Source organism: Bacillus sp. Root131 (genome assembly GCF_001429475.1).
In the GTDB taxonomy this organism is placed as follows: Bacteria; Bacillota; Bacilli; order Bacillales; family Bacillaceae_G; genus Bacillus_A; species Bacillus_A thuringiensis_S.
On the sequence record NZ_LMJQ01000001.1, the window covers coordinates 42,510 to 58,097 of the forward strand.

Here is a 15,588-nt window from a genome sequence, read left to right on the forward strand (position 1 = left end):
AAGTAAGAAAAAAGTGCATATCCATAGCAGGAATGCACTTCTTTTTTTAGAAGGAAATCGACCAAAAAGGAGATAGGAAAATGACTACATTCGCAACAGAATGGGAAAAGCAATTAGAGCTATACCCAGAAGAGTACCGAAAAGCATACCGCCGAGTGAAAAGGGCGAGTGAAATTTTATTACGTGAACCAGAGCCGCAAGTAGGATTAACGCCGAAAGAGGTTATTTGGACGAAGAATAAGACGAAGCTTTATCGCTACATTCCAAAACAAGAAAAAACACAAAGAGTTCCAATTCTGTTAATATATGCTCTTATTAATAAACCATATATTATGGATTTAACTCCTGGAAATAGTTTAGTGGAATATCTAGTGGATCGTGGTTTTGATGTGTATATGCTTGATTGGGGCACATTTGGTTTAGAAGATAGTCATTTGAAATTTGATGATTTCGTGTTTGATTATATTGCAAAAGCAGTAAAAAAAGTAATGCGAACTGCAAAAGCGGACGAGATTTCTTTACTTGGTTATTGCATGGGTGGAACGCTAACTTCCATTTATGCAGCACTTCATCCGCACATGCCAATTCGTAATTTAATTTTCATGACAAGTCCTTTTGATTTCTCTGAAACAGGATTGTATGGTCCTTTATTAGATGAGAAATACTTCAATTTAGATAAAGCGGTTGATACATTTGGAAATATTCCGCCAGAAATGATTGATTTCGGAAACAAAATGTTAAAACCAATTACGAACTTTGTTGGTCCATATGTTGCTTTAGTAGATCGTTCAGAGAATGAGCGCTTCGTCGAAAGCTGGAGATTGGTTCAAAAGTGGGTTGGTGATGGTATTCCGTTCCCAGGTGAATCATACAGACAGTGGATTCGTGATTTTTATCAAAATAATAAACTGGTTAAGGGTGAACTTGTTATTCGCGGACAAAAGGTAGACCTTGCAAATATTAAAGCGAATGTCTTAAATATTTCCGGGAAACGTGATCATATCGCTTTGCCATGTCAAGTAGAAGCGTTACTAGACCATATTTCTAGCACAGATAAACAATATGTATGTTTACCGACAGGGCATATGTCTATTGTTTACGGTGGAACAGCTGTAAAACAAACATATCCGACGATTGGAAATTGGCTTGAAGAGCGTTCTAATTAAAAATAAAAAAATCCAACTAGCCTATGTTAGTTGGATTTTTTTATGGAAAATAACAAAACATAGAAAGGAGAAATTTATATTTTAGGAGTATGATTATGAAACTTATGACCGGTAAGTTGTTTTGGAATACAGGAGTTTCTGTACCTTGTTATCCACCGTTAGAAAGTGATATGATATGTGATGTACTTGTAGTCGGAAGTGGCGAAGCAGGTGCTCATATAGCGCATTCGTTAGCGAAAATTGGTATGAGTGTTACTCTTATTGAAAAAAGAGCAATTGCGTGTGGTAGCACAGCTGCTAATACAGGTTTACTACAATTTCTTCATGATAAATCGTTAACTTCTCTTATTCATACATTTGGTAAAGAAAAAGGGGTACGAGCATATAAGCTTTGTTATGAAGCGCTAAGAACAATGGAAGAGGTTATACCGACTCTTGATATTGATCCCCATTTTATTCCGCGAAATAGTTTATATTATGCAAGTAAAAGTGAGGATGTCTCATTTTTACAAGAGGAATATAATACGTTACAGAATTATGGATTTCCAGTTGAATATTTTACAGAAGCTGATATTAAGAAACGTTATTCTTTTGCAAAACAAGCAGCGTTATATATGCAAGGTGATGCTGAGGTGAATCCGTATTTACTAGCGCATAGTTTTTTGCATAAAGCAAACCAAATGGGAGCTAATATATATGAACATACAGAGGCAATACATATAAAAAAACACCAAAATGATTTAATTTGTTACACGAAAACAGGAAATCAAATTGTAGCAAAGAATATTATTATGGCGACAGGTTATGAAGCGCTTTTTGGAAAGAAAGAAAAGAATACAACAGTAGAAACTTCTTATGCAATTGTAACAAATGAAATAAATCAGTTTGAAGGCTGGCATGAGCGATCGTTAATTTGGGAAACGGCACGGCCCTACTTATATTTTCGAACGTATCGAAACCGCATTATTGTAGGCGGATTAGATGAAGCGATACAAATTCAAACAATCGGTGATACGAAATTATTGCATAAGCGTGATATCCTTATTAATATTGTAAAAGAACTGTTCCCGCAGTATAAAAATATACAGGCAGACTACTATTGGGCAGCCGCATTTGGTGGTACTCATGATGGTCTCCCCATTTTAAAAGAAGACGAAAAGATACATAATTTGTTTTACGCATTGCCGTATGGAGGTAATGGAACTGTATATGGAATGGTCTTTGCCAAATTATTTGAGCAGTTATTTACAAATAAAGAAAGTAAAGATTTTTCTTTATTTAATCGATAGAAAAAAGGTAGCGAAGTGATGGAATGAGAGATATAAAAAAGTTTTTACAAAAATTACGTCCTGTACAACTCATCGTTTTGTTTTATTTATTAGCGGTAGTTGTATCGGTAATATTGCTTAGTTTCCCGTTTGTTACGAAGGCTGGTGTGAAATGGACATTTATAGATGCCCTCTTTACATCTGTTAGTGCGGTAAGTGTTACGGGACTGTCTGTTGTTACGATTTCAGATACATTTACTACGGCAGGAATTATTATGTTAGCCCTTATTTTACAATTAGGCGGCTTAGGGATTATGGCACTTGGTACGTTTGTTTGGATTATAACGGGGAAAAAAATCGGTTTGCAGAGAAGAAGACTCATTATGGCAGATCATAATCAAGGGAATTTATCAGGCCTTGTAGAATTGATGCGTTCTATTTTAATTGTAATTATTTCGATAGAACTTATTGGAGCAATACTATTAGGTACAAGATTTCTACTTTATTTTCCAACTTGGCAAGAAGCTTATTTCCACGGTTTCTTTGCCGCTGTTAGTGCAACTACGAACGGAGGATTTGATTTAACTGGACAATCACTAATTCCGTACAAAAAAGATTATATTGTGCAAATGATTCATATGTTGCTTATTATTTTAGGAGCGATTGGCTTCCCGGTGTTAATGGAAGTAAAACAATTCTTTAGTAAAAGGCGACAGCAACTATTCCGCTTTTCGTTATTTACAAAATTGACGACAACGACATTTTTTGCACTCGTTATCGTTGGAACAATTATGATTTTTCTACTAGAACGAAATCAGTTTTTAGCAGGAAAGTCATGGCATGAAACAGTTTTCTATACATTATTCCAATCTGTGACGACGCGAAGTGGTGGACTGGCTACAATGGATATACGTGAATTGTCACAACCGACGCTTTTATTTATGAGTATATTAATGTTTATAGGGGCATCTCCAAGTTCGGTTGGGGGCGGAATACGTACAACAACATTTGCTGTTAGTATATTGTCACTATACACCTTTGCAAGGGGCGGTAGAACAGTTAGAGTCTTCAAACGTCAGTTACATGAAGAGGATGTACTGAAAGCATCTGTCGTTATGACGATGGGGATTTTGTTATGTGCTACTGCGCTATTCGTTTTATCTATTACGGAAAATGTACCGCTTATGAGCTTAATTGTTGAGGTTTGTTCTGCTTTCGGAACGACAGGACTATCAACAGGTGTTACGCCTGATTTAACAACTATTGGGAAACTTGTACTCATTGTGCTTATGTTTATCGGACGCGTTGGTATTTTAACATTTATTTTAGCTAGTGGTGGAAGGGAACAACCACCTCGCTATAAATACCCGAAAGAACGGATTATTATTGGATAGTATGAAACCATTCTACCTATGTTAGGTAGAATGTTTTTTTAGTCGTTAATGCCAAATTGTGGATGCATAAAAGCTTCATTTTTATTATCTGATTCGTTTTTTAGCAACTCTTGATTTTCTTCTGAAATCCACCCAATATCATTTGTAGGATGGATCCACTCATCACCAGCCATAATGGCAGGATCTACTTCATCACTCCAATTGTTAAGTGGACTGTTCTCGGAATTATATTTACTGTCTCCAATTACAACATCATATGGATTCACAAAAGGTTGTTGCATCGTTTTTCCTGTTCCTTTAAAAGATGGAAAATTCATTTGATGCGGGAGCGTTTCGTCTAAAATTGGTGATTGAATCTTTTCTTTTTTCTTCAAAATCATCGCTCCTTTTTATAATGATTTCTTCATACGTAGTATTTCCATCGAACGCCTCTTATGTACTTGTTAACACTTGCCAGTAATAATTATTTTAAATTGTTTCAAACTAGAGTAGAAAGTGATTTCTTGAGAGCAGGTGAATGTATTGGTAAAAAGAAAAGTAAAACAAAATGCGGCAATCAATAATAATAAAACTCCGAAAGAAAGCTTACCAGATGCAGAATTTGCATTAGAGTATGAAGGAGAAAATAGCGCAAAGTATGCTAATCGTAATTCAAAAAAAGGGAAACAAAAATGAGGCGTTTTTACAAACGCCTCATTTTTTTGTGGGATTATAAAGGTTTTTTTAATTATTTGTAAATTTAGTGTTTTCTATTATCAGAAAAATGCGAAAAAACATAGAAGTAGCAACGTATTACACAAAAACAAACAACAAACAAAAGATTAATGTTGGTTTAATACTGCTTTTACACTAGTTGTTTATATTTGAGTTGTACATAAGATTTGTAAAAGGAGAGAGAAACAGTGAAAAAAACAATCTTTAAAGCTGTAGCGACTGGAATGGTATTTTCGTTATTAATGGGGTGTGGTGCAAAGAAGGAAGAAAGTGCTGGAGCGAAAGTGAAAGATGAAAAATTATCTGGATCATTAACTGTTTACACAGCAATTGAAGAAGAGCTTGTACCAATTTATCTTGATTCCTTTAAAAAGAAATATCCTGATGTGAAATTAAACATTGTACGTGATTCAACAGGAGTTATTACTGCGAAATTGCTAGCTGAAGGGAAAAATACACAAGCAGATGTTGTATGGGGAACTGCGGCATCAAGTCTATTAGCTTTAGATAAAAAAGATATGTTAAAAGGATACTCTCCAAAAGGAACAGATCGTGTTCTTCCGCAATTTAAAGATGATAAGCAACCTGAAAAATGGGTAGGAAATACTGCATTTATGACGGGGATTGCTGTAAATAAAGAAGAATTAAAGAAGAAAAATTTACCGATGCCAGAATCATATGAAGATTTAACGAAACCAGAGTATAAAGGAACACTTGTTATGCCACATCCAGCATCATCTGGAACAGGGTTTTTAACAGTTTCTGCATGGCTACAAATCATGGGTGAAGATAAAGGCTGGGATTACATGAAGAAACTTCATGATAATATGGCAAGTTATACGCATTCAGGATCAAAACCAGCAAAATTAGCAGGAGCAGGTGAATATCCAGTCGGTGTATCAATGGTTTATAGTGCTTTAAAAGAAAAACAAAAAGGTGCCCCAGTTGAAGTTGTACTGCCGAAAGAAGGATTAGGATGGGAAGTAGAAGCGAACGCACTTATTAAGAAAGATAATGCGAAAAATGATAAATTAGCGCAAGCATTTTTAGATTGGGCAATTACTGATGATGTAATGAAGTTATACTTTGAGAAAAATGGATTTGCGACAATTAAAAATGACTATAAACTTCCAGAGGGATTCCCGAAAGATGTTACTGAAAAATTATATAAAAAGAATGACTTTAAATGGGCAGCAGAAAATCGTGACAAAATTTTAGAAAAATGGGAAAAAGAGTTTGGTCAAAAAGCAGAACCGAAAAAGTAAGTGAGTGGGAGAGAGAAAAATGAGCGAATATTTATCAATTCAACACATTCAAAAACAGTTTGATGCATTTACAGCGTTAAAAGATATTTCTTTTACTGTGAACAAAAATGAGTTTGTTTGTTTATTAGGCCCAAGTGGTTGTGGGAAAACGACGTTGCTTCGCATTTTAGCGGGACTAGAGGAACCAACGACTGGCAGTATAGCTGTGAATGGAAAAGATATTACAGCATTGCCTCCTGGAAAGAGAAACTTCGGAATGGTTTTCCAATCGTATGCTTTATTTCCGAATTTAACAGCACTTGAAAATATTGAATACGGCTTAAAGACAAAAAAATATGGGAAAGCAGAAGTGAAAGAGAAAGCGCTAGATGCGTTAAAACTTGTAGATTTGCTGAATGTAAAAGATAAATATCCTGCTCAAATGTCTGGTGGACAACAGCAGCGAGTAGCACTTGCACGTGCGCTCGCTCTGTCTCCAGATATTTTGTTACTCGATGAGCCGTTATCAGCTTTAGATGCAAAAGTGCGTGAAAAATTACGTAGAGAAATGCGTGATTTGCAAGAGGAAATAGGAATAACGACGATTATGGTAACGCATGATCAAGAAGAGGCATTAACGATGGCTGATAAAATTGTTGTAATGAATCATGCGGAAATTATGCAGATTGGAACACCAGAGGAGATTTATCAAAGACCAGCCAATCCGTTTGTGGCAGATTTTATTGGTTCTATTAATTTCTTTTCGAAAAATAACGAAGAACATGCAATTCGTCCTGAACATGTAACAATTGTACAAAAGGAAGGTATTAAAACAGTTGTGGAAAGTATGGAATTTCGCGGATCCGTATATCGGACGGAAGTGCGAGTCATAGAAGAAAACACACACCTTTATAATGAGAAAATTGTAGTGGATATATTAGCATCAGAAGTAGAAGCAACCGCTATTAGAAAAGGAAAGCCGATTCAAATCTCTTTCTCAGAAAATCATATGTTGTCATATGGAAAGAAGGTCATTGTATAGATGGAGATGTTAGAAAACTATAAGGTAGAAAGTACGAAAAAAAAGATTAAGAGAAGTATTGGGAAAGAGGAATGGATCCAAAGGCTCGTAATTATCGGTATGATCCTTTCCTTCCTTATCATACTTGTATTGCCGCTATTACAAATATTTACACAAGCTTTTTATAATAAAGATGGAGTTTTCATTGGTTTAGCGAATTTCAGTAAATATTTCACAACACCAACTTTAGTTCAGTCTTTACAAAATACAGTATGGATTTCGGGCGCAACAACAATTATTTCAGTTGCAATCGCATTCGTTTACGCATATGCAATTGCCCGTACGAATGTTTTTGGAAAGCGTGTATTTCAGTATGTAGCGTTATTACCATTGTTCGCACCAACGATGATGCACGGTATAGCACTTACATATTTATTTGGTAATCAAGGGCTAGTAACGAAAGGGATGTTTGGGTTATTTGAAGGTATACAAATCCCTTTATATGGACCAGTAGGAATTGTAATAGCTGAAGTTATGTATACATTTCCGCAAGCATTTCTTATATTGCTAATTGCCTTTCAAGGATCTGATTATCGATTATATGAAGCTTCTAATATGTTAGGGGCGAGTAAAACAAAGCAATTTTTCACGGTTACTTTACCTAGTGTAAAGTACGGATTAATTAGTGCAATGTTTGTTGTGTTTACACTTAGTTTTACTGATTTTGGGGCACCAAAAATTGTTGGTGGGCAATATAATGTGCTTGCTACTGACGTATACAAACAAGTAATTGGACAGCAAAATATGCCGATGGGTGCAACTGTCGGAATGATTTTATTAATCCCAGCTATATTCGCATTTGTAGTTGATCGTATTACGCAAAGAAAGCAGGCGAATTTCTTATCTTCAAAAGCAGTACCATACAGAATAATAGCTAATAAGAAAAGAGATGTAATCTCATTCATATATTGTAGTGTAATTACACTTATGATCATTCTATTATTTGTTGCAGTTGGTATTGCTGCAAGTGTGAAAGTATGGCCATATAATATGAGTTTTACATTTGAGCATTTTAATTTTTCGAGTTTAACAGGAGATGGACTTGAAGCATTTAAAAATAGCGTAATTGTTTCAGCAGTTACAGCAGTTATTGGGGCGATTTTAACATTTGTATTCGCATATGCAATTGAGAAAATAGACCAGCTACAATTTTTTAGAAAAACAGGTTACTTTTTCTCTATAGTGCCGTTAGCGATACCAGGTTTAGTACTCGGATTAGGATATGTCTTTTTCTTTAGTCAACCAACGATTCAAATTCTGGGACTATCAGTAACGAATCCGTTTCATTCTTTATACGGAACAATCGCTGTGTTAGTACTAGTAAATATCATTCATTTTTATTCTGTAACATTTGTCACGGCAACGACTGCCTTAAAGAAATTAGACCGTGAGTTTGAGCTTGTTTCGCAGTCAATGGGTATTCCGTTTTATAAAACATTCTTTAGAGTAACAGTACCAATGTGTTTACCAGCAATTTTAGAAATGGTGATGTACTACTTCGTAAATTCGATGGTAACTGTGTCAGCAGTTGTATTCTTATATGCAGCTGATTTTAAACTAGCTGCCGTATCAATCGTAAATATGGATGATGCAGGAAATGTAGCGCCAGCAGCTGCAATGAGTGTACTTATTGTTATTACAAATATTGTAGTGAGAGTTGTATATGAATGGGGAACGAAAGCACTTCGTAACCGAACTTCGCAATGGCAAAAAAGATAAATAAGAAGGGTGATGGACAGAATGAAAATTGAAGCAGTTATTTTTGATTGGGCAGGTACGACAGTTGATTACGGATGTTTTGCACCACTAGAAGTATTCATGAAGATTTTTCATAAACGCGGCGTTGAAATTACAGTAGAAGAAGCACGTAAGCCAATGGGATTATTAAAAATAGATCATGTAAGGGCACTAACAGAAATGCCTCGTATTGCGGATGAGTGGAAGCGTGTCTTCGGTCAATTACCAACAGAAGTAGACATTCATGAGATGTATGAAGAGTTTGAAGAAATTCTCTTTTCTATTTTGCCAAGTTATGCTACGCCGATTGAGGGGGTAAAAGAAGTAATCGCTTCTTTACGTGAGAGAGGCATTAAAATCGGTTCAACAACTGGTTATACGAGAGAAATGATGGATATTGTTGCAAAGGAAGCAGCGTTACAAGGATATAAACCTGATTTTCTTGTTACGCCAGATGATGTTCCAGCAGGCCGTCCATATCCATGGATGTGCTATAAAAATGCAATGGAACTTGATGTGTATCCGATGAACCATATGATAAAAGTAGGGGACACAGTATCAGATATGAAAGAAGGTAGAAATGCTGGAATGTGGACAGTTGGTGTAATTCTTGGAAGTAGTGAGCTCGGTTTAACGGAAGAGGAAGTGGAGAGTATGGATTCGGTAGAGCTTCGTGAAAAAATAGAAGTAGTTCGTAATCGGTTTGTTGAAAATGGGGCTCATTTTACGATTGAAACGATGCAGGAGCTCGAAAACATAATAGAACATATCGAGAAACAAGAACTAATTATTTCATAAAAGGGGCACTGGATCATGAATGAAAATCACTATTTATTATTAACACCAGGACCATTAACGACAACAAAATCAGTAAAAGAAGTTATGCTATACGATTGGTGTACGTGGGATGTTGAATATAATACGATGGTGCAAGAAGTAAGAGCTAAACTTGTATCGTTAGCGACGAAGGAAGAAGAGAAATATACAACAGTGTTAATGCAAGGAAGCGGTACGTTTTCAGTTGAAGCAGTAATTGGTTCTGTTATTCCGGCAAATGGGAAGCTTCTCGTTTGTACAAATGGTGCGTACGGTAAGCGCATCGTGCAAATGGCAGAGATGTTACAGATTGATGTAGTGGTCAGTCAAACAGAAGAGTGGGAACCTACTAATATTGTAGAAGTAGAAAAGTTATTGCAAGAAGATAAAGAGATTACGCATATTGCAGTTGTTCATTGTGAAACAACGACAGGTATTATAAATCCAATTGTAGATGTATGTAAATTAGGAAAGCAGTATGGAAAGGTTACAATTGTTGATGCGATGAGTAGTTTCGGCGGGATTGAAATAGACATTGCTGATTTACAAATTGATTTTTTAATTAGTAGTGCAAATAAGTGTATTCAAGGGGTTCCTGGATTCGGATTTGTAATCGTAAAACGTGATGAATTATTGAAGTGTAAAGGAAAAGGACGTTCTTTATCTCTTGATTTATATGATCAATGGGAAACGATGGAAAAACAAAATGGGAAATGGCGTTTTACTTCACCTACACATGTTGTACATGCTTTTTATCAAGCACTACTTGAACTAGAAAAAGAGGGGGGAGTGAGAGCGCGTTACAATCGATATTACAACAATCAAAAACTACTAGTGAATAGAATGGGAGAAATCGGATTTAAGCCACTAGTAGATGAGAAATATCAATCTCCTATTATTACATCTTTCATTTATCCAAAAGAGGGGTTCGAGTTTCAACAGTTATATAACGAATTAAAGCGTTATGGATTTGTTATTTACCCTGGAAAAATTTCGAAAGTAGATACGTTTCGCATTGGAAATATCGGTGATGTACATGAAGAAGATATTAATCGCTTAGTTGATAGTATTGCTAAAGGAGCTGTTATTGGATGAAAGTATTTTGCTTAGGTGGAGCAGGTAAAATTTGTCGTGAAGCTATTTTGGATTTAGTTCAATTTTCATCTTTTGAGACGATTACAGTAGCTGATTTTAACGAGGAAGAGGGCCGTAAAGTAGTAGAATGGCTCAACGATCCTCGTGTTGATTTTGTAAAAGTAGATGTAACGAATCACGAGGATACGGTTGCAAAAATGATTGGTTATGACATTGTAATGGACGGTACGACGATAAAGCTAAACGGATTGTCGACCCGCTGTATTGCAGAAGCAGGGTGTCACGGTGTGAACTTAAATGGATTTGGTGAAGAAAATGAATCGCATGCTATATTTGTTCAAAACGAAAAAACATGTTTACCTGGATTTGGCATGACGCCAGGTGTAACGCAAATGATGGCAATGCATGCAGCAAATCAACTGGATACTGTAGATACGATCCGCGTAAGTCACGGTTCGTATCGTCCGATTGCTTTTTCTGCATCAATTACAGAGACAACGACATATGAATATGATCCACATTTACCATCGCGTACAGTGTATGAAGATGGTGAATTTAAGCAAGTACTTCCGTTTGCGCGTCCAAGAGAAATAGAATTGCCAGCGCCTTATGGTAAGACAACGCAGTATATAATCCCGCATTCTGAAACAATTACGTTAGCAAAGGCACTAGAAAATAAAGGTATCAAACTGATAGAGACGAGAGGAACTTGGCCAAAGCAAAATATGCAACTTGTACATGCTTTATATGATTACGGCATATTGCGTAATGATCAGATTGAAATAAATGGGAAAGAAATTGGTATTATGGATTGTATTTCGCAGTATTTATTACAATCGAAAGAAGGACAAGAAACAGAGGTTTATGGTTATGCACTTCATGTAGAAGTAATAGGTATGAAAAATAATGAGAAGCAAAGACATGTATTATATCATACACATCCGTTATCTGATGGCTCTGTTGTAGGATGGGAAAAATTAAGAGCTTATACGAGAAACGTCGGTATTCCATTTGGGATTGCTGCAGAGTTAATTGCAAATGGAAATGTAAATAGGGTGGGTGTTGTTACGCCTGAAGAAGCTTTTGAAAATCCACAATTGATTTTTGATGAGCTAGCAAAGCGCGGTATTCATATTCATGAAAAAGTTTCTGCTTATAAAGAAAATTACAACCTTGTATAAATAAGGAAGTTTATGAGGGAGATATAAATGAGGTGAAGCTATGTCTGTAGTAGGAGAAGAAAGAAAGCGAACCATTCTTGAAAAGGTAGAATTTAAAGGGAAAGTAAAGGTTTCAGAATTAGCGAGAGAATTTGCTGTATCAACAGAAACGATTCGTCGATATTTAGAAGAATTAGATCGTGAAAAGAAGTTGAAAAAAGTGTATGGTGGAGCTGTTCAACTTCCAGGCGCTGGGGTAGAGGCACCAATGTTAGAAAGAGAAATGCTACATATAGAAGAGAAGAAAAGAATTGGTTATAAAGCAGCGACATTTGTAGAAGATGGTGATGTCATTGCAATTGATGATGGAAGTACACCGCTTCAAATGGTTCCATACCTTGTTCATCGTAAAAACTTAACGATTGTAACAAGTTCATTTCCAGTCGCAACACAATTAATTTCTTCTATTAATAAAAAGATGTTTCACGGTGAAGTTTTATTTATAGGTGGAAAAGTATCTCCAAAGCATTCGCGTGTATCAGGGTCTATTTCTCAGCAAGTAATACAGCAATTCCATTTTCATAAAGCGTTCGTTTCGATTGATGGGCTATTACCTAGTTTTGGAGTTTCCAGCTTTGAATTAGAGAAAGCGAAATTGTCAGAGGCGATGATGAAATTAGCTGAGAAAACATATATTTTATGTGATCATACGAAGGTAGGCGTGAAAGGGAATTATCGTATAGCAGCATTTTCACGTATTCAACATGTAATTTGTGATAAAAAAATGCCATATAGTTTTGAAGAAGAACTTATGAAGCATAATATTCAGTGGACAGTTTGTTAAATACAGTGAAAGTACCTAAACTCCCGCCTAATTTTTAGGAGGGAGTTTTATTGTCTGTAAATCGTAAAATAAAAGATTTGCATTTATGCAAAAAGTGGACACATTTTCTCATCTCTTTCATATAATTTACCAATACAAAAAAAGTTGGTCGAAGGAAAGAAGGGAGAACATGTCAGAACGAATATATAATAAACTTGTATTGTACGCGAATATTTTGCAAAAAATCGGTGTCATCAATGAGAAGGAAAAAAGTGAAATTCTTCATACGATAGGTAAAAAAGCCCTTTGAATAAAGGGCTTTTTATTATTTATCTTTAAAAATATAAATTTAATGTAATATTCTCATTGACAATGATAATGATATTCATTATCATTTATTTGTGGATAATTGATAAGTATTATCAATTATAAAAATTATATATGATAGGGGATATTATTTTGAAAAAAAATTATATGAAGGCGCTAGTAGTAGCGACAACATTAGCAATTCCATTTGCTACGTACTCTACTCCAGCATTAGCAGCACTAAAAGTTGAAGCAAATCAATCGGTAGCAGCAGCGAGTGATCGCACGTATGATACTGAGATTAAAATATATAAGGATCAAAAAGACGAGCCATCTATGGTTTCTCAATATATAAAAGATCCTAAAGTAACAATTGCAGCTGGCAAAAAAATTGTCACTGTAACAATGCAAGATAGCGATTATTTTCAATATCTTAGAATAGAAGATAGAAACCAGCCTGGTGTATTTCATGATGTGAAAGTTTTGTCAGAAGATAAGAGGAAGAATGGAACGAAAGTAGTTCAATTTGAAATTGGCGAGTTTGAGAAGAAGCACAATATGCAAATGCATATACTTATTCCAGCTATTGGATATGATCACAAATATCAAGTTCAATTTGAAATTAAAGATCCAACTGTAGGTAACAAAGAAACAGAGAAACCAGATGATAACTCTAATTCAGGCAATACGGAAACGGATAATCCAGTTGATAATCAAAACATGATAACAGATAACAAATTAAGAGAACTTGTTAATAAAAAAGTATTTAATAGAAAAGATTTAAATACACCAATTACGAAAGAAGAGTTATTACAAGTAAAGGATTTGTTTTTAAATACAAACGAGATACTTGATTATAGTGCATTAAAATATATGCCAAATTTAAAATCTTTAACAGTTGCGAATGCAAAGATAAAAGATCCGTCGTTCTTTGCGAACCTAAAGCAATTAAATCATTTAGCTTTGCGTGGTAATGAATTTTCAGATGTAACGCCACTTGTTAAGATGAATAATTTAGAGTCTCTTGATTTAAGTAATAATAAAATTACAAATGTTGCACCACTAACTGAAATGAAAAATGTAAAAACTTTATATCTATCAGGCAACCAAATAGAAGATGTAACAGCATTAGCAAAAATGGAACAACTAGATTACTTGAATTTAGCAAATAATAAAATTAAGAACGTTGCTCCATTAAGTGCTTTAAAAAATGTAACATACTTAACTTTAGCAGGTAATCAAATTGAAGATATTAGACCGTTATATTCATTACCTTTAAAAGATTTAGTATTAACGCGTAATAATGTTAAAGATTTATCGGGTATTGATCAAATGAATCAATTAAATAAATTATTTGTCGGGAAAAATCAAATTAAAGATGTGACACCACTTGCTAAAATGACTCAGCTTACAGAATTAGATTTACCTAATAATGAATTAAAAGATATTACTCCATTATCAAGTCTAGTAAACTTACAAAAGCTTGATTTAGAAGCGAATTATATTACAGACTTATCACCAGTGAGCAATTTGAAAAAATTAGTATTTCTAAGTTTTGTTGCAAATGAAATCCGTGATGTCCGACCAGTTATAGAACTAAGTAAGACGGCTTATATCAATGTCCAAAACCAAAAAGTATTTTTAGAGGAAACAGAAGTAAATAAAGAAGTAAAAGTACCTATATATGAAAAAAATGGTGAGATTTCTACGAAAATTCGTCTGAAGAGCGATAACGGTACGTATAGTAATGGTGTAGTGAAATGGAGTACACCAGGTGAGAAAGTATATGAATTTGGTGTGAAAGATCCATTTGCGGATACAGGAATCTTCTTTACAGGGTCTGTTATTCAAAATGTAGTAGAAAGTAAAGACGGTAATACATCTAAAGAAGATGAGAAAACAGAAGTGGTAGAATTTAAAGATGTACCAAAGGGACATTGGTCAGAAGAAGCAATTAATTACTTAGCGAAAGAAAAGTTATTTATAGGCTATGGAAATGGTGAATTTGGATTTGGTGATAACATTACTCGTGGACAAGTAGCTCTTCTAATACAAAGGTATTTAAAATTAGAAAATAATCTAGAACCAAAAACGGCATTTACAGATACGAAAGGAAATATGTATGAAACGGCTATTGATGCAGTGGTTCAAGCTGGTATTATGACAGGGTATGGAAATGATATATTCCGTCCAGATGGAGTATTAACTCGATATGAAATGTCAGTAGTACTACAAAGAGTATTTCAGTTAAAAGAAAATGAAAATAGTGCAGAGAATTTCAAAGATATACCAAATGGCCATTGGGCGAAAGGATATGTGAAAGCTCTAGTAGATAATAAAATATCAAAAGGTGACGGGGAAGGGAATTTTTTAGGAGATAATTTCGTAACACGTGAACAATATGCACAGTTTTTATATAATGCAATAAAGAAATAAAATGAAACTTTAATCAGTGGGGGTTTTGTTTATCCCCCACTGATTATTAGCCCTCACCAATCGGGCTTTTACGGGCAGAGCCCGATCCCCGCCTAACTTCTTTGCTTTCGCTGCATTTTGAGGTGGGGGTCTTACTGCCCAGCAAATAGCGGGATAAAAATTGAGGAAAATGCACTATTCTTTAATTAAAGAATAGTGCATTTTTTTATGTACAAAATGAAATAGGCAATAGATAGGAGTATAGACATATGAATAGCCTATTTTAAAGAAGAACCGCGAAACTATATTGACAAAAAAGCATTCTCATGTGATAATTCAATTAAATTTTTAGAATAATCAAAAAATATT

At 34.9% G+C, this 15,588-nt stretch carries 13 protein-coding genes; 12 read left to right on the forward strand and 1 reads right to left on the reverse strand.

Translation table 11 applies throughout. From position 1 onward, the window contains the following. Window positions 1-80 precede the first annotated feature (80 nt). The 3 genes from phaC to ASE54_RS00240 all read left to right on the forward strand — a co-directional run bounded on the left by phaC (window position 81) and on the right by ASE54_RS00240 (window position 3,828). Window positions 81-1,166, forward strand: a complete 1,086-nt coding sequence (gene phaC, locus ASE54_RS00230) for a class III poly(R)-hydroxyalkanoic acid synthase subunit PhaC (RefSeq protein WP_000206331.1) — start codon at window positions 81-83, stop codon at window positions 1,164-1,166. A gap of 95 nt (window positions 1,167-1,261) precedes the next feature. Next, the gene (locus ASE54_RS00235; RefSeq protein WP_000772567.1) at window positions 1,262-2,455 is read left to right on the forward strand and encodes an FAD-dependent oxidoreductase; all 1,194 of its coding nucleotides are present in this window, start codon (window positions 1,262-1,264) and stop codon (window positions 2,453-2,455) included. A gap of 23 nt (window positions 2,456-2,478) precedes the next feature. Then, a complete protein-coding gene (locus ASE54_RS00240) occupies window positions 2,479-3,828 on the forward strand; it encodes a TrkH family potassium uptake protein (RefSeq protein WP_001204689.1) in 1,350 nt (449 codons plus the stop codon). 38 nt (window positions 3,829-3,866) lie between these two features. On the opposite strand, the gene ASE54_RS00245 is transcribed toward ASE54_RS00240, so the two are convergent. Then, the gene (locus ASE54_RS00245; protein WP_000726020.1) at window positions 3,867-4,202 is read right to left on the reverse strand and encodes a DUF3905 domain-containing protein; all 336 of its coding nucleotides are present in this window, start codon (window positions 4,200-4,202) and stop codon (window positions 3,867-3,869) included. 148 nt (window positions 4,203-4,350) lie between these two features. On the opposite strand from ASE54_RS00245, the gene ASE54_RS36145 reads away from it, so the two are divergent. The 9 genes from ASE54_RS36145 (at window position 4,351) to ASE54_RS00290 (ending at window position 15,240) form a co-directional block, all read left to right on the forward strand. After that, on the forward strand, window positions 4,351-4,503 hold the full coding sequence (locus ASE54_RS36145; protein ID WP_000240799.1) for a hypothetical protein: 153 nt from the start codon (window positions 4,351-4,353) through the stop codon (window positions 4,501-4,503). A gap of 227 nt (window positions 4,504-4,730) precedes the next feature. After that, entirely contained in the window at window positions 4,731-5,807 is a 1,077-nt protein-coding gene (locus ASE54_RS00255) for a putative 2-aminoethylphosphonate ABC transporter substrate-binding protein (protein ID WP_000750915.1), read from the forward strand. Window positions 5,808-5,826: 19 nt separating this feature from the next. After that, window positions 5,827-6,828 (forward strand): putative 2-aminoethylphosphonate ABC transporter ATP-binding protein, encoded by a 1,002-nt coding sequence (locus ASE54_RS00260; protein ID WP_000006195.1) that lies wholly within the window; start codon window positions 5,827-5,829, stop codon window positions 6,826-6,828. Beyond that, entirely contained in the window at window positions 6,829-8,586 is a 1,758-nt protein-coding gene (locus tag ASE54_RS00265) for a putative 2-aminoethylphosphonate ABC transporter permease subunit (RefSeq protein WP_000425527.1), read from the forward strand. 21 nt (window positions 8,587-8,607) lie between these two features. Beyond that, on the forward strand, window positions 8,608-9,402 hold the full coding sequence (phnX, locus tag ASE54_RS00270) for a phosphonoacetaldehyde hydrolase (protein ID WP_000687386.1): 795 nt from the start codon (window positions 8,608-8,610) through the stop codon (window positions 9,400-9,402). A gap of 15 nt (window positions 9,403-9,417) precedes the next feature. After that, window positions 9,418-10,515, forward strand: coding sequence for a 2-aminoethylphosphonate--pyruvate transaminase (phnW, locus tag ASE54_RS00275; RefSeq protein WP_001004780.1), 1,098 nt, complete (start codon window positions 9,418-9,420; stop codon window positions 10,513-10,515). Beyond that, window positions 10,512-11,696 carry a saccharopine dehydrogenase C-terminal domain-containing protein gene (locus ASE54_RS00280; RefSeq protein WP_000862157.1) on the forward strand — a complete coding sequence of 395 codons (1,185 nt, stop codon included), beginning with the start codon at window positions 10,512-10,514 and terminating at the stop codon, window positions 11,694-11,696. Before phnW ends, ASE54_RS00280 begins: the two co-directional genes overlap by 4 nt. Window positions 11,697-11,736: 40 nt before the next feature. Then, window positions 11,737-12,519 carry a DeoR/GlpR family DNA-binding transcription regulator gene (locus ASE54_RS00285; RefSeq protein ID WP_000117666.1) on the forward strand — a complete coding sequence of 261 codons (783 nt, stop codon included), beginning with the start codon at window positions 11,737-11,739 and terminating at the stop codon, window positions 12,517-12,519. Between the two features lie 438 nt (window positions 12,520-12,957). Next, window positions 12,958-15,240, forward strand: a complete 2,283-nt coding sequence (locus tag ASE54_RS00290) for an NEAT domain-containing leucine-rich repeat protein (RefSeq protein WP_000742630.1) — start codon at window positions 12,958-12,960, stop codon at window positions 15,238-15,240. Window positions 15,241-15,588 lie beyond the last annotated feature (348 nt).